Origin of the sequence: Komagataeibacter oboediens (assembly GCF_003207815.1) — a bacterium.
Taxonomy (GTDB): domain Bacteria; phylum Pseudomonadota; class Alphaproteobacteria; order Acetobacterales; family Acetobacteraceae; genus Komagataeibacter; species Komagataeibacter oboediens.
The window spans coordinates 18,048-35,842 of record NZ_NKTX01000014.1 but is presented as its reverse complement, the minus strand read 5'-3'; the positions used below and the strand labels follow the sequence as shown (position 1 = coordinate 35,842).

The following is a 17,795-nucleotide window of genomic DNA, read 5'->3' as shown; positions in this document are numbered from 1 at the left end:
CACACCGGACAGAGGGCGATCAGCCAGATCCTGGCGGCGTCGCCCGCGGGCGTTCCATCCGGTTCCTGAAATTCATGCCAAGGGAGGGCATCGCGCAGCGTGAGTGTATTCCTGGGCACACACCAGAACCGGCTGGATGCAAAAGGACGGGTTTCCATTCCCTCCGCATTCCGCACGGCGCTGCGTGCCAGGGCCAAATCGGGCGAGCCACTGGCCATACTGCGCCCGTCCCATCTGCACCCCTGCCTTGAGGCATGGCCCGCCGATGCATTTGCCGCACTGACCCGCCCGCTGGATGAAATGGATATTTTTTCCGAAGACCATGACGACCTCGCCACCGCGCTGTATGCCGATGCCTATCCATTCGAAGCGGACAAGGAAGGCCGCATCCTGCTGCCCGAAACGCTGCGCACATACGCGGGCCTGACGGATCAGGTCACCTTCATGGGGCTGGGCCGCACTTTCCAGATCTGGGATCCGCAGGCGGCCCTTGCACGCCGCACCACCGCGCGCGAACGCGCCCGCCGCCTGACTTCGGGCCGGGGCGTGGCCAGCGGTACGGGCACGCCGTCATGAACGGCCCCTTTCCCCCGCACGACCCCGGGCATGTGCCCGTCATGCTGGCCGAGGTCATGGAATACCTCGCCCCGCATGATGGCGGACGTTACGTGGACGGTACATTCGGCGGTGGCGGTTATGCCCGCGCCATCCTTGCCGCGTGTGACTGCCAGCTGTGGGGCATAGACCGCGACCCCGCTGCCATCGCACGTGGCGCGGCCCTTGCCCCCGCCTTCCCCGATGCGCGGGGCGGCGGTTCGCGGCTGCACCTGCTTCATGGCGGGTTTGCCGACATGGCGGACCTGCTGGCGGGCGACGGCGTCACGACGGTGGACGGCATCGTGCTGGACCTTGGCGTATCGTCCTACCAGATCGATGAGGCCGAGCGCGGTTTCTCATTCCGCATGGATGGTCCGCTGGACATGCGCATGAATGACACGGGGCCGACGGCCGCCGACGTGGTCAACACCCTGCCTGAAAGCGAACTGGCCGACATCATCTATCATTATGGCGAGGAACGGCTGTCGCGCCGCGTGGCCCGCGCCATCGTGGCCGCCCGGGCCGAGGCCCCGCTGCTGCGCACGTCGCAACTGGCCGATGTGGTGCGTTCGGTCGTGCGTCCAGACCGCTCGGGCATCGACCCCGCCACCCGTACGTTCCAGGGCCTGCGCATTCACGTCAATGACGAACTGGGCCAGATCACCCGCGTGCTGGAACAGGCCCCGCGCCTGCTTGCCCCCGGCGGCCGGCTGGTGGTCGTGTCGTTCCATTCGCTGGAGGACAGGCTGGTCAAGCAGGCCATGTCGCGGGCTGCGGGGCGCATGCCCGCCCCCTCGCGCCATGACCCGCGCGCCATGACCGCGCGCGCCGCGCCTGCAGATTTCAGGCTGCTGACCGGACGCCCCATCCGGCCGGGAGACGAAGAAACCCGCCGTAATCCACGTGCACGCAGCGCAAGACTGCGCGCGATGGAATGCATTGCCCCCTCATCCATTCCAGCATCGGAACCTGCCGAATGAGTCGGTTTGTCACGTTTTTCTGCGCCGTGGTGGCGGCGATATCGGGCCTGTTCCTGTATAACAAGAAACAGCAGACCACCGCGCTTGATCACCAGATCGCCCAGATCGTGGAACAGACCGAACACGTGCGTTCACAGACGGCCATGCTGCGTGCCGAATGGGCCATGCTGAACCAGCCCGACCGGCTGGGCACGCTGGCCAGCCGGTATGACAGGGGGCTGCAACCCGTCACCCCCACGCAGTTCGTGCAGATGTCGGCGCTGGCGTCCCACATGCCCGCCCCCGGCAGCCCGATGCATCGCCCCGCCCCGGCCCCACGCGCCACCATGGTCGCAACACTTGCAGCAGATCATGTCGCGGTCCCGACGCCGCATGACATGACGCAGCACGTCGCCCCGCCGCTACCCGCCCCCCCGGCTGCGCCGCATGTCGATCACGTGGCGGCAGCCCCCCGTCACAGCGAACCCGCAGCACAGCATGACGCACTGGCCCGCGCCCTGGCGCAGAACGAGGTCAGGACGCCCGTGACCCATCCCCCGGTGGTGGAACACGTCCATGCCCCCGAACGCCCGGTGGCCGTGGCGGCAGCAGAACCCACGCATGCGGCGGCCGTGCATGACAGCATCGTCTCCCCCACCCGCATGGGGGTCGGCAGCTATCATGCACACAGCCAGAACATAGCCGAGGCAGCCTGGCACCCCGTGGCAGCCCCCGTGCATATGGGTGGCAGTTCCCTTGGCACCCCGCATGTCAGCGCCCTGCCGCCACCGGTGCCTGTCAGCAACTGACTGACCCCTGTCCCACCACCCCGCCGGCCCACCGGCCCGGAACGCGCATGACCGACCCGAACCATGACCAGCCAGCCAGACGCGCGCAGGACACCATCCCTGTTGGTGGCAGCCTGCGTACGCTTATGGCGCAGGACCGGATGCATGCGCGCCTTGTGGTCGTGGCGGGGGTGTTCTGCATCCTGTTTTCGGCCATTGGACTGAAGCTTACGCTGGCGACGATCATCCGCCCCATGCCGCCCCAGCAGCAGCAGATTGCGCCACAGGTTCCCCCCATCCCCAAAAGCGACCCCAAGGGCATGATCGCGGGGGATATCGCGCTGCCGCAGGTGCACCGCGCATCGATCATCGACCGTAGCGGGCAGGTGCTTGCCATGTCGCTGCCGGTGGCGCAGGTCTATGCCAACCCGCAGGAAATGATCGACGCCACCGATGCGGCCCACAAGCTGAAAAGCGCCCTGCCCACCCTGAACGAAGAAGAAACGAAACGCCGCCTGTCGCTGAACAAGCAGTTCGTCTATCTGGCGCGTGACATTTCCCCGGCACAGGAACTGGCGATCAACAACCTGGGTATTCCGGGCATCTATTTCGAACCGGGCGAGCGCCGCCGCTACCCCATGGGCCGCGTGGCCGCCCAGATCCTCGGTGGCGTGGACATTGACGATCATGGCGTGGCGGGCGTCGAACGGTTTTTCGACAAACGGCTGGACAGCGACCGCGCACCGCTGCGCCTGTCTGTTGATGTGCGCGTGCAGAACGTGGTGCATGACGAACTTCAGTCCGCCATGGACACGTTCCAGGCCATCGGGGCGTGTGCCATCGTCATGGACGTGCACACCGGCGAGATCATAACCATGGTCAGCCTGCCCGATTACGATGCCAATGACTTTGGCCGCGCATCGCCTGATTCCCGCTTCAACCGCGCCGTGACCGGCATGTACGAACCCGGATCGACCTTCAAGCTGCAGACCGTGGCCATGGCCCTGCAGGAAGGGGTCGCGCACATATGGGACAGCTTTTCCAGCACGCCCATCAAGATCGGGCGCTTCACCATATCGGACATGAAGGCCGACCATTTCGCCCCGTGGCTGTCCCTGCCGGAGGTCATGGCCTATTCCTCCAACCCGGCGGCGGCGCACATCGCGCTGGATGCAGGGGCTGCGCGCCAGCAGGACTGGCTGCGCAACATGGGCTTCTTTTCCCGCGTGCCGGTCGAACTGCCCGAAGCGGGGCGGCCCATCATTCCCTCCGTCCATAACTGGGGCGTATCAACCACCATGACGGTCGCGTTCGGCCATGGCGTGGCCGAGCCCCCGCTTTCCATCGTCCGGGGCACGGCGGCGACCGCCAATGGGGGCTTCCTGCTCAGGCCCACGCTGGTCGCGGCGGAGGCCAGCCACGACGGGACGACACCCGACGCGCCGGATGCGGCACCCGGCATGCCCGCTGATGCCGAACGCCTGATTTCGGCCGCCAATTCCGACATCCTGCGCAAGATCCTGCGTCTGGACGTGGCGAAGGGCACGGGCCAGAAGGCGGAATCCCCCGGTTATTATGTAGGCGGCAAGACGGGGACCGCGGAAAAGATCGGCCCGCATGGCGGCTACCTCAAGCACGTCAACGTCTCCGCCTTTACCGGCATTTTCCCCATGAACGCGCCGCGTTACGCGATCTATGTCATGCTGGACAGCCCCAAGCCCACGGCCCAGACCCATGGCTGGACCACGGCAGGCTGGAACGCGGCCCCCACGGCGTCGCACATGATTACGCGCATTGCCCCCATGCTGGGCCTGTTCCCCGACACGCAGCATACCGCGGCGATCGAGGCCTCGCTGGCCATTCCCATGAAGCCCGCCGTGCCGCGTGGCTATCGCGCGCTGGGCCCGGGCTATGACCCGGGCACGGCCCACCTGCATGAGCATGAACGCGAGGCGACGGGCCGCCATGCGCATACGTCCCGCGGCACTGCCGATACGGCACAGGTTCCCGCCCGTAACCTGCATGCCCGCAACGATGTGGACAGCCTGCCCGCCCCACACCCGCGCAACAGGGGATGAGAGCAATGCGCCTGCCTGAAGTCCTGCGCCGTTCCGGCGTGGAGACACCCGTGCCCGCCGGGGCGGACCACCTGTCCATTACCGGCATCACCGCCGACAGCCGCGCCATCCGTCCCGGCATGATCTTCGCCGCGCTGCATGGCACGCACATGGATGGCCGGTCCTATATCCCGCAGGCCGTGGCCAGCGGGGCCGTGGCCGTGCTGCTGGACATGTCGCCCTGTCACGTGCCTGCAGGCATTGTGGCGATACGGGTGCCGGACGCACGGCGCATGCTGGCGCTGGTCGCACGCGTGCTGACGCCGCATGTCCCCGAATGCATCGCAGCGGTCACCGGTACGAACGGCAAGACCAGTACCGTGGAGTTCCTGCGCCAGATCTGGGCGCTGCGGGGATATGCTGCGGGCACCATTGGCACGTTGGGGGCCGTCGCCCCCTGCGCGCTGCCCGATTGCGGGCCGGTGCTGACCACGCCGGACAGCGTTGGACTGATGCGCCTGCTGGGCGCCATGGCGGAAAATGGCGTGGGCCATGTGGCGATCGAGGCATCATCCCACGGGCTGGAACAACGCAGGCTGGACGGACTGGCGCCCTATGCCGCAGGCTTCAGCAACCTGACCCGCGACCATCTGGATTACCACGGCACGACCGAACATTACCGCGCGGCGAAACTGCGGCTGTTTGACACCGTCCTGCCCGAAGGCGGCATTGCCGCCATCAACGCGGACATGGACGTGGCCACCTGTACTGCGATTACCGACATCGCCCGACGCCGCGACCTTGTCCTGCGCAGTACTGGCGAACAGGGCGCTACCCTGCGCCTGCTGGGTGCATGCCCCACCCCCACGGGTCAGATCCTGCGCATCGCCACCGCCGCCATGGTGCACGAGGTCACGGTGCCGCTGGTGGGCCGTTTCCAGGTGGATAACATGCTGCTGGCCGCAGCCATGGCGGACAGGGACGTGGACGGGCCGGACAGGGCCGTGCCCCTGCTGGCCCAACTGCGTGGGGTACGGGGGCGGATGGAACAGGTTGCGGTCCTGTCCAGCGGGGCTGCGGCATATGTCGATTACGCCCATACGCCCGATGCGCTGGAACGCCTGCTGCTGTCCCTGCGCCCGCATACCCACGGCCGCCTGGTGGTGGTCATGGGGGCGGGCGGCGACCGCGACCGGGGCAAGCGGCCCGTCATGGGGGAAACCGCCACCCGCCTGGCCGACCGGGTGATCGTGACCGACGACAACCCCCGCACGGAACAGCCTGCCGCCATTCGCGCCGCGATCATGGCGGCCGCACCCGGCGCGACCGAAATCGGGGACCGGCGTCAGGCGATCGCCGCCGGGCTGGACATGCTGGATGCAGGCGACGTGCTGGTGGTCGCGGGCAAGGGACATGAACAGGGACAGGTCGTGGGCCACGATGTCCTGCCATTTGATGATGCCACGGTCATCCGTGGCCTGACGGGGAATGAATGACACTGCTATGGAACCGCGCGGACCTGCTGGCCGCGACATCGGGGCATTTCCCCTCAGCATCGCACGCGGACATTGCCGGAACCGGCGTCTCGATCGATACGCGCACACTGCAGCCCGGTGACGTGTTCATTGCGCTGAAGGGCGAAAACAGCAACGGGCATGCCCATGTCGCGGCAGCACTGGATGCGGGGGCGGCGGCGGTCGTGGCGCATGAACCGTGTGGCGATGATCCGCGCATCCTGCATGTGGACGACACGCTGGTGGCCATGCAGGACATGGCGCGTTTCGCCCGCATGCGCTTTGCAGGACGCATGGTGGCGGTGACCGGCAGCGTGGGCAAGACATCGGTCAAGGACATGCTGCGCCATGCCCTGCAGGCCTGCGGCCCCACGCATTATGCCGTGGCGTCGTACAACAACCACTGGGGCGTGCCGCTGACGCTGGCGCGCCTGCCCGCCACGGCTGCGTACTGTGTATGTGAAATCGGGATGAACCACCCCGGCGAGATCGCGCCACTGGCCGCCATGGTGCGGCCTGATGTCGCGGTCGTGACGACGGTTGCCTCCTCACACCTGGGGCTTATGGGCAGTATCGACGCCATTGCGCGTGAAAAGGCGGAAATCCTGCTGGCCCTGCCCCGTGGCGGGACCGGCATCGTGCCCCATGACGTGACCGGCGCCGCATATTTCCGCGACAATGCCGCCACCGCGGGCGCCACGCTGTGGTGGGCGGGGACGACGGCGGACTGCACCGTGCAGGCAACGGACGTGAAATCCGATGCACATGGCAGCGGGTTCGACCTGCGCCTGCCCGGCTGGCAGGGACATGCACGGGTGAACGCGCCGGGGCGGCACATGGCCGGGAACGCGATGCTGGCGCTGGCTGCGGCACATGCGCTGGGCGCGGACATGGGCCATGCGGTCGCGGGACTGGCCACCTTCCACCCCGGCGCGGGGCGCGGGGCGATGGCAAGGGTGATGCATGACAAGGTTACCCTGCTGGATGAAAGCTACAATGCATCACCCGCATCCGTGCAGGCGGCCCTGGACCTGCTGGGGCTGGTTGCCACGGGGCGGCGTATCGCTGTCCTGGGTGACATGCTTGAACTGGGCGCGTTTGCACGGCATGAGCATGTCTCCCTTCTCCCTGCCGTCCGCGCGAACGCGGATATTGTCTTCTGTTGCGGCCCGAATATGAAAACACTCTTTGACACCCTGCCTTCTTCCCTACAGGGGGGGTGGACGCCTGATTCCCGCCAGCTTGCGCCGCTGGTTCATGCCGCCCTGCGCGCGGGCGATACCGTTATGGTCAAAGGCAGCCTTGGCAGCCGGATGCGCCATGTCGTTGCCGCCATCGCGGCAGATGATGCGTGGGTGGGACAGGCCTGATGCTGTATGATCTGTTCCAGCAGCATGCGGGGGCGCATACCTCCATGCTCAACCTGTTCCGCTACATTACCTTCCGTTCCGGGGCCGCGTGCCTGACCGCGCTGGTGATCAGCCTGTGCCTTGGCAACCCGCTGATCGCGCAGCTGCGCCGCATCCAGCGCGGGGGCCAGCCCATCCGTAAGCTTGGCCCCGAACGCCACCTGATTGAAAAGGTGGGCACCCCCACCATGGGCGGGGTGCTGATCCTGATCTCGCTGTTCGGGTCCACACTGCTGTGGGCGGACCTGACCAACGGCTTTGTCTGGGCCGTCATGCTGATCACGCTGGCATTCGGCGCGGTAGGCTTTGCCGATGATTACCTGAAGCTGTCGCGCCGCAATACCGACGGCGTGTCCAAGCGCATGCGGCTGGGGTGTGAGTTCGGTGCCTCCCTGATTGGCGGGATCTGGCTGGAACACATGATGCCGCCGGACCTTGCCAACCACCTTGCCTTCCCGTTCGTCAAGGACCTGCTGCTGCCGCTGGGCTATGCCTTCCCGATCTTCGCCATGATCACCATCACGGGCTTTGGCAACGCCGTGAACTTTACCGACGGGCTGGACGGGCTGGCCATCGTGCCGGTCATTATCGCGGCCCTTGTGTTCGCGCTGATTTCCTACCTTGTGGGCAACCACGTCTTTGCCGACTACCTGCAGCTGCATGCCGTGCCGGGAACGGGGGAACTGGGGGTCTTCTGTTCTGCGCTTGTTGGCGCGGGGCTTGGGTTCCTGTGGTTCAACGCGCCGCCTGCGGCCGTATTCATGGGGGACACAGGGTCGCTGGCGCTGGGTGGCGCGCTGGGGGCGGTGGCCGTCGCGGTCAAGCATGAGCTGGTGCTGTGCATCGTGGGTGGCCTGTTTGTGGTGGAGACGTTTTCCGTCATCATCCAGGTGTTCTGGTACAAGCGCACCGGGCGGCGCGTGTTCCTGATGGCGCCGCTGCACCATCATTTTGAAAAGAAGGGCTGGGCGGAATCCAAGATCGTCATCCGCTTCTGGATCGTGTCCATCGTGCTGGGGCTGTGTGGTCTGGCCACGCTGAAACTGCGGTGAGCATGGCGTTCCCCCCCACCCTGCTGGCGGCCCATCATTATGGCGTGGCCGGTCTGGGCCGCAATGGCGCCGCTGCCGTCACCGCCCTGCTGGCAATGGGGGCCAGCGTGCAGGCATGGGACGACCGGGCGGATGCGCGCGCCGCCCTTGCGCCGCACGACCGGCTGACGGTCGCACCGTTCGGGAACATGCTGGGGCTGGCGGGGCTGGTCCTGTCGCCGGGCATTCCGCACAACCTGCCCAGCCCCCACCCGCTGGCGCGCATGGCGGTGGAAGCGGGGGTGCCGATCCTGTCGGATGCGGAACTGCTGTTCCGCGCCGTCCGCGCCGCGGGCAGCCGCGCGCGGTTTGCGGGCATTACCGGCACCAATGGCAAATCGACCACCACGGTGCTGCTGGCCCACATGCTGGCCGGGTGCGGCATGCCGGTTGCGGCCGGCGGCAACCTTGGGCCTGCGGCACTTTCCCTGCCGCTGCTGCCCGATGACGGGGTGTACGTGCTGGAAATGTCGTCCTACATGCTGGAACGGCTGGACCAGATGCACTTCAATGTCGCCTGCCTGCTCAACCTGACACCGGACCATCTGGACCGTCATGGCGACATGGCGGGGTATATCGCCGCCAAGCTGCATGTATTCGACCACCAGCACGCGGGCGACCTGGCGGTGCTGGGCGATACGCTGCCCGATTACGATACGATCCGCCGGCGGCTTGCGGCGACGCGCACCACCATCGCCCGCGTCAGTGGCGCGGACATGCCGCAATGCGACCTGTACTGCACGCCGGGCGCGCTGTGTGACCATGCGGGCGTCATTGCCGACCTGCGTGCGGTCCATGACCTGCCCGGCGCCCATAACCGCGAGAACGCGGCCGCCGCGACCGCCATGGCGCTGCATCTGGGCATGCCGCGCGCGGCGGTGGAACCGGCCCTTGTATCCTTCAGCGCGCTGGACCACCGGCAGAAGACCGTGGGCAGCGTTGATGGCATCCGCTTCATCAATGACAGCAAGGCCACCAATGCGGACGCGACCGCGCGCGCGCTGGCGTGCCATGACCGGATGGTGTGGATCGCAGGCGGCATGGCCAAGGCGGGCGGGATCGAGGAACTGGCCCCCCTGTTCAGCCGCGTGGCCCTGGCACTGCTGATCGGGCGCGATGCGCCGGTGCTGGCGGCGACACTGGCCCGCCACGACGTTCCCCACCGCATTGTCGATACCCTTGACCGTGCCGTGCCCCAGGCACTGGACAGCGCGCGTGAACTGGGCGCCGATACCGTGATGCTGTCGCCCGCCTGCGCCAGTTTCGACCAGTTCAGCGGGTTCGAGGCGCGTGGCGAGCATTTCGCGCAACTGGTGCGCGGGCTGGCCACCGGCAGGGATGGAACCACACCTGCATGAGCGGCATGTCGCGCATAAACACGTCGCAGCCGGCACGGTGGTGGCGCAGCATCGACCGGGTCACGCTGATCTGCGTGGGGATCCTGATCGGGTTCGGCTACATCCTGATGCTGGCCGCCAGCCCCGCCGTGGCCGTGCGTATCGGTGCATCGCGCGACATGTTCATTTTCAAGCAGGTGTGCTTCCTGCTGCTGGCGGCGATCATTGTCATCGCCACGTCCATGATGTCGCTGCGCGCGGTCAGGCTGACGGGATGGATCGGGTTCGCGCTGGCGCTGGCGGCGACATTCATGACGCTGGTGCACGGGATCGAGATCAAGGGCGCGCGGCGGTGGATCGCGCTGCCCATGATGTCGGTGCAGCCGTCGGAATTCCTCAAGCCATTCTTTGCCGTGGTCACGGCATGGCTGCTGACCGAACGCCGGACGCGACGGTATTTTCCCGGCATGCTGGTGGCGATCGGGCTGTTCGCGCTGGTGCTGCTTTTGCTGAAATCACAGCCCGATATCGGGATGCTCAGCGTCATCACCACGGTTTTCCTGACCCAGCTGTTCATTGACGGGCTGAGCCTGTTCCTGGTCGGGGCGGGGGTGGCGGCCATGGTCGCGGCGTTTGTGGGCGCGTACATGGTGTTCCCGCACGTGCGCTCGCGCGTGGAGCGGTTCCTGCACCCCGCCGTGGGGGACCATTACCAGATCGATACCGCGCTGCGGGCCTTTGGCAATGGCGGGCTGCTGGGCCGTGGCCCCGGCGAGGGCCGGGTTAAGGACCTGCTGCCCGATGCGCATGCCGACTTCGTCTTCGCCGTGGCGGGGGAGGAATTCGGCATGCTGGTGTGCCTGTTCATCATCGGGGTATTCGCCACCATCGTCATCCGCACGCTGCTCAAGCTGCTGCATGAAAACGACCCGTTCATCACAGTGGCGACGGCGGGGCTTGTGACCGGCTTTGGCCTGCAGGCCTTTGTCAACATGGGGTCCACGCTGCACCTGATCCCGACCAAGGGCATGACGCTGCCCTTCATTTCCTATGGTGGTTCCTCCGCCATGTCGGTTGCGCTTACAATCGGCCTGGTGCTGGCGCTGACCCGCAACCGGGTGGGCGAAGGCCGGTTCGGGCAGTTTGGTCCGCCCCCCTCTCCATCGCAGAAAGCATCGTCATGACCCGTCACTGCATTGCTGTCGCGGCCGGAGGCACCGGCGGCCATTTTTTCCCAGCCGAGGCACTGGCCTGTGAACTGGTGCGCCGGGGGCATGACATCATCCTCATGACCGACCGGCGCGCCGGCATGCGTGAGACCGGGGTCTTTGCCGGGCGGCAGCAGTTTGTCCTGTCCGGCGCGGGGATCGCGGGGCGCGGCATCATCCGCGCGGCACGCGCGGCCGTGGCGCTGGGGCGCGGGGTGATGCAGGCGCGCGGCATCCTGTCGCGCATCCGGCCTTCGGCCATCATCGGGTTCGGGGGGTATCCGTCCGTGCCGCCGCTGCTGGGCGGCAGCCTGCTGCCCAAGGGACGGCGGCCGCTGCTGTTCATTCACGAAGGCAATGCCGTGCTGGGCAAGGCCAATGCCTTCCTTGCCCCGCGCATGAATGGCATCGCGACATCGTTTCCCGTCGTGGCGGGCGTGCCTGAGGGGATTCCCGCCACCCTGACGGGCATGCCGGTACGGCCCGATATCGCGGCCCTGGCGGGGGAAGGCTATGCCCCCTCCAACGGGGTGATCAACCTGCTGGTGTGGGGAGGGTCGCTGGGCGCGCGCGTGTTCAGCGACGTCGTGCCCCCTGCCCTTGCCGCCCTTTCCCCGGCCCTGCGCGCGCGCGTGCAGGTAACACAGCAGGCGCGCGCGGAAGATGTGGAGCGCGTGCGCGACGCCTATCGCGCGGCGGGCATTCCAGCGATGATCGCCCCGTTCCTTGACAACGTGCCCGACCGCCTGCGCGCGGCCCATCTGGTCATTGGCCGGGCAGGCGGGTCATCGGTTGCGGAACTGGCTGTTGCGGGCCGCCCGTCGCTGCTGGTGCCGCTGCCCATTGCCGCGCGTGATGAACAGGGGGCAAATGCGCAGGCACTGTGCGACGCGCATGCGGCATGGATGATCCGCCAGCCCGATTTCACCGCCCCTGCCCTGACGCAGCGCCTGACGGAACTGCTGGCCGACCGTGACCTGCTGGCCCGCACGGCGCAGGCGGCGGCTGCCCTTGGCCGCCCCGACGCCGCCGCCCGTCTGGCGGACATGATAGAAGCCCGCTTGCCTGACCTGCCCCGCACCGCTTAATTCCGCCTGCGCGAACACGGAGACCTGATTACATGAGAGCCCTGCCCCTTTCCATTGGCACCATCCACTTCGTCGGCATTGGCGGAATTGGCATGTCCGGCATTGCCGAAGTGCTGCACATGCTTGGCTATGCGGTGCAGGGTTCCGACATTGCCGAAAGTGCGAATGTCGCGCGCCTGCGCGCCGCCGGCATTCCCGTGACCATCGGCCATGACGCCGCCAACCTGGGCAATGCGCAGGTCGTGGTGACCTCCACCGCCGTCAAGCGCGACAACCCTGAAGTGGTGGCCGCGCGCGCGCGGCTGATCCCGGTGGTGCGGCGGGCGGAAATGCTGGCGGAACTCATGCGCCTGCGGTGGTCGGTGGCGGTGGGTGGCACGCATGGCAAGACCACCACCACCAGCCTTGTCGCCGCCGTGCTGGAAGCGGCGAAGCTGGACCCCACGGTCATCAATGGCGGCATTATCGAAGCCTACGGCACCAACACCCGCATGGGGTCGGGCGACTGGATGGTGGTCGAGGCCGATGAGAGCGACGGCTCCTTCCTGCGCCTGCCCTCCGTCATTACGGTCGTGACCAACATGGACCCCGAACACCTGGACCACTGGGGCACTGAAGAAGCCATGCAGGCGGCGTATGACCAGTTCGTCTCCAACATCCCGTTCTACGGCTTTGCCGTCCTGTGCATCGACCATCCCGCCGTGCAGCAGATGATCCCGCGCCTGTCGGACCACCGGATCATCACCTACGGCTTTTCCCCTCAGGCGGACGTACGCGCGGAAAAGGTGATTACCGACAAGCTGGGGGCGACGTTCGAGGTCGTGATCACCAACCGCAACCGCAACCGTTCGCGCCGGGCCGGGCCGTTCCGCCTGCCCATGCTGGGCCACCACAACGTGCAGAACGCGCTGGCGGCCATTGCGGTGGGCACCGAGATGGAAATAGACGACGCCACGATCCGCTCCGCCTTTGCCGCGTTCCGTGGGGTGAAGCGCCGCTTCACCCGCACGGGGGAAACCGGCGGCATCACCATCATCGACGATTACGGCCACCACCCCGTGGAAATCGCCGCCGTGCTGAAGGCCGCACGGCAGGCGGGAGCCGGCAACGTGATCGCGGTCATGCAGCCACACCGGTATTCGCGGCTGAAAACCCTGTTCAACGAATTCTGCGCCTGCATGAACGACGCGGGCACCGTCATCATCGCTGATGTCTATGCCGCGGGCGAACAGCCGATCGAGGGCATTGACCGTGATGCGCTGGTCGAGGGCCTGCGCGAACGCGGGCACCGCTCCGTCGTACCGCTACCGGGGCCGGAACACCTTGCGGAAATGATCAATGCCATCGCCCGGCCGGGTGATTTCGTGGTCTGCCTGGGTGCGGGCAGCATCACCAACTGGGCGCAGGCGCTGCCCGCGCAGCTGGCGGAACTGCAGGGCATCGCCCACGCCCCGGCCCAGAAGGCGGACGCCCATTCATGACCACCGCCCCCGCCATACTGCCGCAATGGGCACAGGTTCTGGACACGGATGATTTCCGCCCGCGTGGCCGCCTGACGCCACAGGCCCCCCTTGGCCCGCGCACGTGGTTCCGTGTGGGAGGGGCTGCGGAACTGCTGTTCCAGCCCGCCAGCGCCGAGGACCTGGCGCAGGTCATGAAGCGCCTGCCGCTGGAGGTTCCCGTCCTGCCGCTGGGCGCGTGCTCCAACGTGATCGTGCGCGATGGCGGGATCGACGGAATGGTCATCCGCCTTGCGCGCGGGTTTTCCACCATCACGCGTGATGGTGACGGGCTGGTCGTCGGCGCAGCCTGTCTGGATATGACGGTTGCCGAACACGCAGCGGAAGCGGGCCTGTCGGGTCTGGAATTCCTTGCGGGCATTCCGGGTTCGATCGGCGGGGCCGTGGCCATGAACGCGGGTGCATACGGGTCGGACATGTCGGCGGTACTGGACTGGGTGGAAGTGGTGACGCGTGATGGCAGGCTTCTGCGCCTGCCTGCAGCCTCGCTGGATTTCGGCTACCGCCACGCCACCCTGCCCCCGCAGTCGGTCGTGGTGCGGGTGCGGCTGAACGCGATGGTGGCGCCGCCTGCCATCATCCGCCAGCGAATCGATGAAATCCGCACGGCGCGGGAGGCGGCGCAGCCTGTGCGCGCCCGGACCGGCGGCTCCACCTTCCGCAATCCCGCCCCTGACGAATCGCAACGCAAGGCATGGGAACTGATTGATGCGGCCGGCTGTCGCGGCCTGACGGTGGGCGGTGCGCAGATCAGTGAAAAACACTGCAATTTCATGCTGAATACCGGCAACGCAACCGCAGCCGATCTTGAGCAGCTGGGCGATACCGTGCGCCAGCGCGTGCATGACCACACGGCGGTCACATTGCGCTGGGAAATCAAACGCATCGGTCGCCCCGCCACGCACAGCATGGGAGAAAGCGCATGACGGCCCGCCGGGTTTCCGTACTGATGGGCGGGATGTCCGCCGAACGCGAGGTCAGCCTTGCCAGCGGGCGCAACGTGGCCGATGCCCTGCGCGGGCTTGGACATGACGTCCGCTGCATTGACGCGGGCCCGGACCTGCTGGCCATTGTAAGCGACCTGCAGGCCCACCGCCCGGACGTGGTGTTCAACGCCATGCATGGCAGGTTTGGCGAGGACGGGTCGATCCAGGGCGTGCTGGACTGGATGGGCATCGCCTACACCCATTCCGGCGTGCGGGCGTCGGCCACCGCCATGGACAAGGACGCGGCCCGCACCGTGTTCATGGCCGCGGGGCTGCCTGTCGCCGCCGGACTGGTCCTGACACCCTCGCAGCTTGAACCGGCGGACCCGATCCCCGCCCCGTACGTGGTCAAGCCGCTGAACGAAGGATCATCGGTCGGCGTTGACATCATCCACCCCGGCAGCAACCGCCGCGCAACGCTGGCACGGGGATGGACGTTCGGCACGCACATGCTGGTGGAAGAATACATTCCGGGACGGGAACTGACCGTGGGCGTGCTGGAAGACCGTGCCCTGACGGTGACCGACATCACCCCGACCGGCAGCGGCCCCAGCTTTTATGACTATCAGGCCAAATACGCCGCTGGCGGGTCATGCCATGAACTGCCTGCGCGCATCCATCCCGAAGCCTTTGAACAGGCGCGCGAACTGGCGCTGGCCGCCCACCGCGCGCTGGGTTGCCGGGGGGCCAGCCGCACGGATTTCCGTTATGACGACACGGCGGGGGCCGACCGGCCCGGCCGGCTTGTCATTCTGGAAACCAATACCCAGCCGGGCATGACGCCAACCTCCCTGCTGCCGGAACAGGCGGCGGCCTGCGGCATGGACTATGCCGCGCTGTGCCAGTGGATGATCGACCACGCGACCTGCCGTACATGAGGCGACCGACCGACAGCAGCGACCGCCCTTCCCGGCTTTCGATCTTCCTGCGCCGCCAGAAACGCCTGCTGCGTCCGTTACTGCTGCTGCTGGTGCTGCTCGGGCTTGGGGTGGGCTGCGTTACGGCGTTCCGGCATTTCGGGTCTGACCCGCGTTTCGCGCCGCTGCGCGGGCGGATCATCAACATGCTGCCGCTGCGCATTACCGAAATTGACGTGACGGGCTGCGTGCTGACCAGCGAACCCTCGCTGCAGCAGGCTCTGGGCGTGCGCACGGGGGACTTCATCCTCGGCTTTTCCGTGGCTGCCGCGCGCGAGCGCATCGACGCGCTGCCGTTTGTCGATCATTCGGTGGTGGAACGTCACCTGCCCGGCACCATCATCATCCACCTGTTTGAACGCCGCCCATTTGCCGTATGGCAGAACCACGGGCATTTCATGCTGATCGACCGCGAGGGCAATCAGGTGCGCGACCAGGGCATGACCGGCAAGGACGCCGAAGCCTTCATGCAGCTGCCGCTGGTTGTCGGCCCCGATGCCAACACCGCCGCCGCCGCCCTGATTGATGAACTGTCGGCCCAGCCGGAGGTACGCAGCCATGTCGTGGCCGCATCCCGCGTGGGCCAGCGACGGTGGAACCTGACGCTGCGCAACGGCACGACCGTGCTGCTGCCCGAAGGGCAGGAGGTTGCGGCACTGAAGCGTCTTGCACAATTGCAGGAAAACATAAAAATACTGGACCGGCCGGTGATCGCCATCGACATGCGCCTGCCTGACCGCCTGATCGTGCGTGAAGCGCCCCCTGCCCCGAACGACAATACCGACCGGGACAAGGGCGACACGCCGCCGCAGGCCGACCCCACCGGGGATCAGGATACTTCCGCGCCATGGCTTTCTTCCCCCCAGACCGGTCCAAGACGGAGGCGGGCATGACTTATCCAGTGCCGGGACCGGTCAGGACGACCCTTCCCGCGACAAAGACCACCACGGCAGCCGCCCCGGTTCCCGCCATCCGGGAGGCCGGAACGCCCGCGCGCGCCCCCCGGCCGCGGCCTGCGCTGTCCCTTGTCCCCGAGGGCGAACGCCTGCCGACACGCAAGCTACGCACGGGACCGTTCAGCGTGCTGGATATCGGATCCACCAAGATCGTCTGCCTGATCGGGCGGGGGGAGCCTGACAACACCATCCGCATCCTCGGCCATGGGTGGCGGCGGTCGCATGGCGTGCGTTCGGGCGGAATCGTTGACCTGCGCGAGGCGGAAAGCGCCATCCGCGCCGCCGTGGCGCAGGCGGAGGACATGGCGACGGAACGCCGGGACTCGATTTTCGTCAATCTGTCCTGCGGCCACCCCGAAAGCCGGCACATCAATGCGCGCTGGTCCGTGGGGGGACGCGAGATCACGGGCAACGATGTCAGCCGGATCATAACCGAGGGCCGCATGCGCGCGGTGTCGGAAGGGCGTTCGGCCATCCATACCCTGCCGCTGGATTACGCGGTGGACGATACGCAGGAAGTGCTGGACCCGCGCGGGCACCTGTGTGACCTGCTGTCGGCGCGGCTGCATGTGATCGACGCCAACACCACCGCACTGCGCAACCTGGAGGCCGTACTGTCGCGTGTGGAGCTGAAGATCGAGGGCATGGTGTCGTCTCCCCTCGCATCCGGGCTTGCGGTGATGAACGAGGACGAACGCAACCTTGGCGCAACCGTGGTGGACATGGGCGGTGGCACCACCTCCATCGGGGTGTTCGGTGAAGGCCGACTGCTGCATACCGCCACGATTCCCGTGGGGGGGCTGCACATCACGCGCGACATCGCGCACGGGCTGTCCACTTCCATCGACAATGCCGAGCGGCTGAAAACCATGCACGGATCCGCCGAACTTCTGGCGGGCGACGATCACAATCCCATTCTTGTGCAGTTGATTGGTGACAACGACCATCATTATGTCAGAATTCCCCGCGCAAAGATTGTCTCGATCATACATCCGCGCGTGGAGGAAACCCTGGAGATGGTACGTGACAGGCTGGAAATGGCCGCCGTCGGCCCCGCGTCGGACGGGCGGGTGATCCTGACGGGCGGCGGGTCGCTGCTGGAGGGAATCGGGCCGATGGCGGCGCGTATCCTGAACCGGCAGGTGCGCCTTGGCCGTCCGCGGCGCATTGTCGGCCTGCCCGAAAATGCGGCGACGTGGCCGATGTTCTCCACATCCGCGGGACTTCTGGCCTGGGCCGCGGGGGCAGCGGATGAAATGGGCGAACCCGACGTCCGTGATACCCGCCCCGGCAGCCTTGTCAGACGTTTCGTGGATTTCATACGCGACAGGGTATGATCTTGCGTAAAAACCCTTTATTGTACTTTTG

Annotated in this window: 15 protein-coding genes; all 15 read left to right on the top strand. The window is 66.8% G+C overall.

Annotated features, from left to right (window positions below):
- Positions 1-99: 99 nt before the first annotated feature.
- Genes mraZ through ftsA form a run of 15 tightly spaced genes read left to right on the top strand, consistent with a single transcriptional unit; the run spans position 100 to position 17,764 of the window.
- Positions 100-576, top strand: a complete 477-nt coding sequence (mraZ, locus tag CFR80_RS08280) for a division/cell wall cluster transcriptional repressor MraZ (protein WP_010513022.1) — start codon at positions 100-102, stop codon at positions 574-576.
- Positions 573-1,577: a 16S rRNA (cytosine(1402)-N(4))-methyltransferase RsmH gene (rsmH, locus tag CFR80_RS08275; protein WP_010513021.1), complete on the top strand. Its 1,005-nt coding sequence runs from the start codon at positions 573-575 to the stop codon at positions 1,575-1,577. The genes mraZ and rsmH overlap by 4 nt, the downstream gene beginning before the upstream one ends.
- Positions 1,574-2,365, top strand: a complete 792-nt coding sequence (ftsL, locus tag CFR80_RS08270) for a cell division protein FtsL (protein ID WP_010513020.1) — start codon at positions 1,574-1,576, stop codon at positions 2,363-2,365. Before rsmH ends, ftsL begins: the two co-directional genes overlap by 4 nt.
- Before the next feature lie 47 nt (positions 2,366-2,412).
- Positions 2,413-4,422 carry a peptidoglycan D,D-transpeptidase FtsI family protein gene (locus CFR80_RS08265; RefSeq protein WP_010513019.1) on the top strand — a complete coding sequence of 670 codons (2,010 nt, stop codon included), beginning with the start codon at positions 2,413-2,415 and terminating at the stop codon, positions 4,420-4,422.
- Positions 4,423-4,427: 5 nt separating this feature from the next.
- A complete protein-coding gene (locus CFR80_RS08260) occupies positions 4,428-5,897 on the top strand; it encodes a UDP-N-acetylmuramoyl-L-alanyl-D-glutamate--2,6-diaminopimelate ligase (RefSeq protein WP_010513018.1) in 1,470 nt (489 codons plus the stop codon).
- The gene (locus tag CFR80_RS08255; RefSeq protein WP_010513016.1) at positions 5,894-7,285 is read left to right on the top strand and encodes a UDP-N-acetylmuramoyl-tripeptide--D-alanyl-D-alanine ligase; all 1,392 of its coding nucleotides are present in this window, start codon (positions 5,894-5,896) and stop codon (positions 7,283-7,285) included. Before CFR80_RS08260 ends, CFR80_RS08255 begins: the two co-directional genes overlap by 4 nt.
- The gene (gene mraY / locus CFR80_RS08250; RefSeq protein ID WP_010513015.1) at positions 7,285-8,376 is read left to right on the top strand and encodes a phospho-N-acetylmuramoyl-pentapeptide-transferase; all 1,092 of its coding nucleotides are present in this window, start codon (positions 7,285-7,287) and stop codon (positions 8,374-8,376) included. Before CFR80_RS08255 ends, mraY begins: the two co-directional genes overlap by 1 nt.
- Entirely contained in the window at positions 8,373-9,773 is a 1,401-nt protein-coding gene (gene murD, locus CFR80_RS08245) for a UDP-N-acetylmuramoyl-L-alanine--D-glutamate ligase (RefSeq protein WP_029329226.1), read from the top strand. Before mraY ends, murD begins: the two co-directional genes overlap by 4 nt.
- On the top strand, positions 9,770-10,936 hold the full coding sequence (locus tag CFR80_RS08240) for an FtsW/RodA/SpoVE family cell cycle protein (RefSeq protein ID WP_010513013.1): 1,167 nt from the start codon (positions 9,770-9,772) through the stop codon (positions 10,934-10,936). Before murD ends, CFR80_RS08240 begins: the two co-directional genes overlap by 4 nt.
- The gene (locus CFR80_RS08235; protein ID WP_010513012.1) at positions 10,933-12,048 is read left to right on the top strand and encodes a UDP-N-acetylglucosamine--N-acetylmuramyl-(pentapeptide) pyrophosphoryl-undecaprenol N-acetylglucosamine transferase; all 1,116 of its coding nucleotides are present in this window, start codon (positions 10,933-10,935) and stop codon (positions 12,046-12,048) included. Before CFR80_RS08240 ends, CFR80_RS08235 begins: the two co-directional genes overlap by 4 nt.
- Positions 12,049-12,080: 32 nt before the next feature.
- Positions 12,081-13,529 carry a UDP-N-acetylmuramate--L-alanine ligase gene (gene murC, locus CFR80_RS08230; protein ID WP_110507233.1) on the top strand — a complete coding sequence of 483 codons (1,449 nt, stop codon included), beginning with the start codon at positions 12,081-12,083 and terminating at the stop codon, positions 13,527-13,529.
- Positions 13,526-14,494: a UDP-N-acetylmuramate dehydrogenase gene (gene murB, locus CFR80_RS08225; protein ID WP_010513010.1), complete on the top strand. Its 969-nt coding sequence runs from the start codon at positions 13,526-13,528 to the stop codon at positions 14,492-14,494. Before murC ends, murB begins: the two co-directional genes overlap by 4 nt.
- A complete protein-coding gene (locus tag CFR80_RS08220; RefSeq protein WP_010513009.1) occupies positions 14,491-15,432 on the top strand; it encodes a D-alanine--D-alanine ligase in 942 nt (313 codons plus the stop codon). The genes murB and CFR80_RS08220 overlap by 4 nt, the downstream gene beginning before the upstream one ends.
- Positions 15,429-16,364: a cell division protein FtsQ/DivIB gene (locus tag CFR80_RS08215; RefSeq protein WP_010513007.1), complete on the top strand. Its 936-nt coding sequence runs from the start codon at positions 15,429-15,431 to the stop codon at positions 16,362-16,364. Before CFR80_RS08220 ends, CFR80_RS08215 begins: the two co-directional genes overlap by 4 nt.
- Positions 16,361-17,764: a cell division protein FtsA gene (ftsA, locus tag CFR80_RS08210; protein WP_010513006.1), complete on the top strand. Its 1,404-nt coding sequence runs from the start codon at positions 16,361-16,363 to the stop codon at positions 17,762-17,764. Before CFR80_RS08215 ends, ftsA begins: the two co-directional genes overlap by 4 nt.
- Positions 17,765-17,795: the final 31 nt, after the last annotated feature.

What these genes read in the sequence shown, in the direction of transcription:
- rsmH (WP_010513021.1), top strand. Translation starts at nt 573, where the DNA reads ATGAACGGCCCCTTTCCCCCGCACGACCCCGGGCATGTGCCCGTCATG.
- ftsL (WP_010513020.1), top strand. Translation starts at nt 1,574, where the DNA reads ATGAGTCGGTTTGTCACGTTTTTCTGCGCCGTGGTGGCGGCGATATCG.
- CFR80_RS08265 (WP_010513019.1), top strand. Translation starts at nt 2,413, where the DNA reads ATGACCGACCCGAACCATGACCAGCCAGCCAGACGCGCGCAGGACACC.
- CFR80_RS08260 (WP_010513018.1), top strand. Translation starts at nt 4,428, where the DNA reads ATGCGCCTGCCTGAAGTCCTGCGCCGTTCCGGCGTGGAGACACCCGTG.
- CFR80_RS08255 (WP_010513016.1), top strand. Translation starts at nt 5,894, where the DNA reads ATGACACTGCTATGGAACCGCGCGGACCTGCTGGCCGCGACATCGGGG.
- mraY (WP_010513015.1), top strand. Translation starts at nt 7,285, where the DNA reads ATGCTGTATGATCTGTTCCAGCAGCATGCGGGGGCGCATACCTCCATG.
- CFR80_RS08240 (WP_010513013.1), top strand. Translation starts at nt 9,770, where the DNA reads ATGAGCGGCATGTCGCGCATAAACACGTCGCAGCCGGCACGGTGGTGG.
- CFR80_RS08235 (WP_010513012.1), top strand. Translation starts at nt 10,933, where the DNA reads ATGACCCGTCACTGCATTGCTGTCGCGGCCGGAGGCACCGGCGGCCAT.
- murC (WP_110507233.1), top strand. Translation starts at nt 12,081, where the DNA reads ATGAGAGCCCTGCCCCTTTCCATTGGCACCATCCACTTCGTCGGCATT.
- murB (WP_010513010.1), top strand. Translation starts at nt 13,526, where the DNA reads ATGACCACCGCCCCCGCCATACTGCCGCAATGGGCACAGGTTCTGGAC.
- CFR80_RS08220 (WP_010513009.1), top strand. Translation starts at nt 14,491, where the DNA reads ATGACGGCCCGCCGGGTTTCCGTACTGATGGGCGGGATGTCCGCCGAA.
- CFR80_RS08215 (WP_010513007.1), top strand. Translation starts at nt 15,429, where the DNA reads ATGAGGCGACCGACCGACAGCAGCGACCGCCCTTCCCGGCTTTCGATC.
- ftsA (WP_010513006.1), top strand. Translation starts at nt 16,361, where the DNA reads ATGACTTATCCAGTGCCGGGACCGGTCAGGACGACCCTTCCCGCGACA.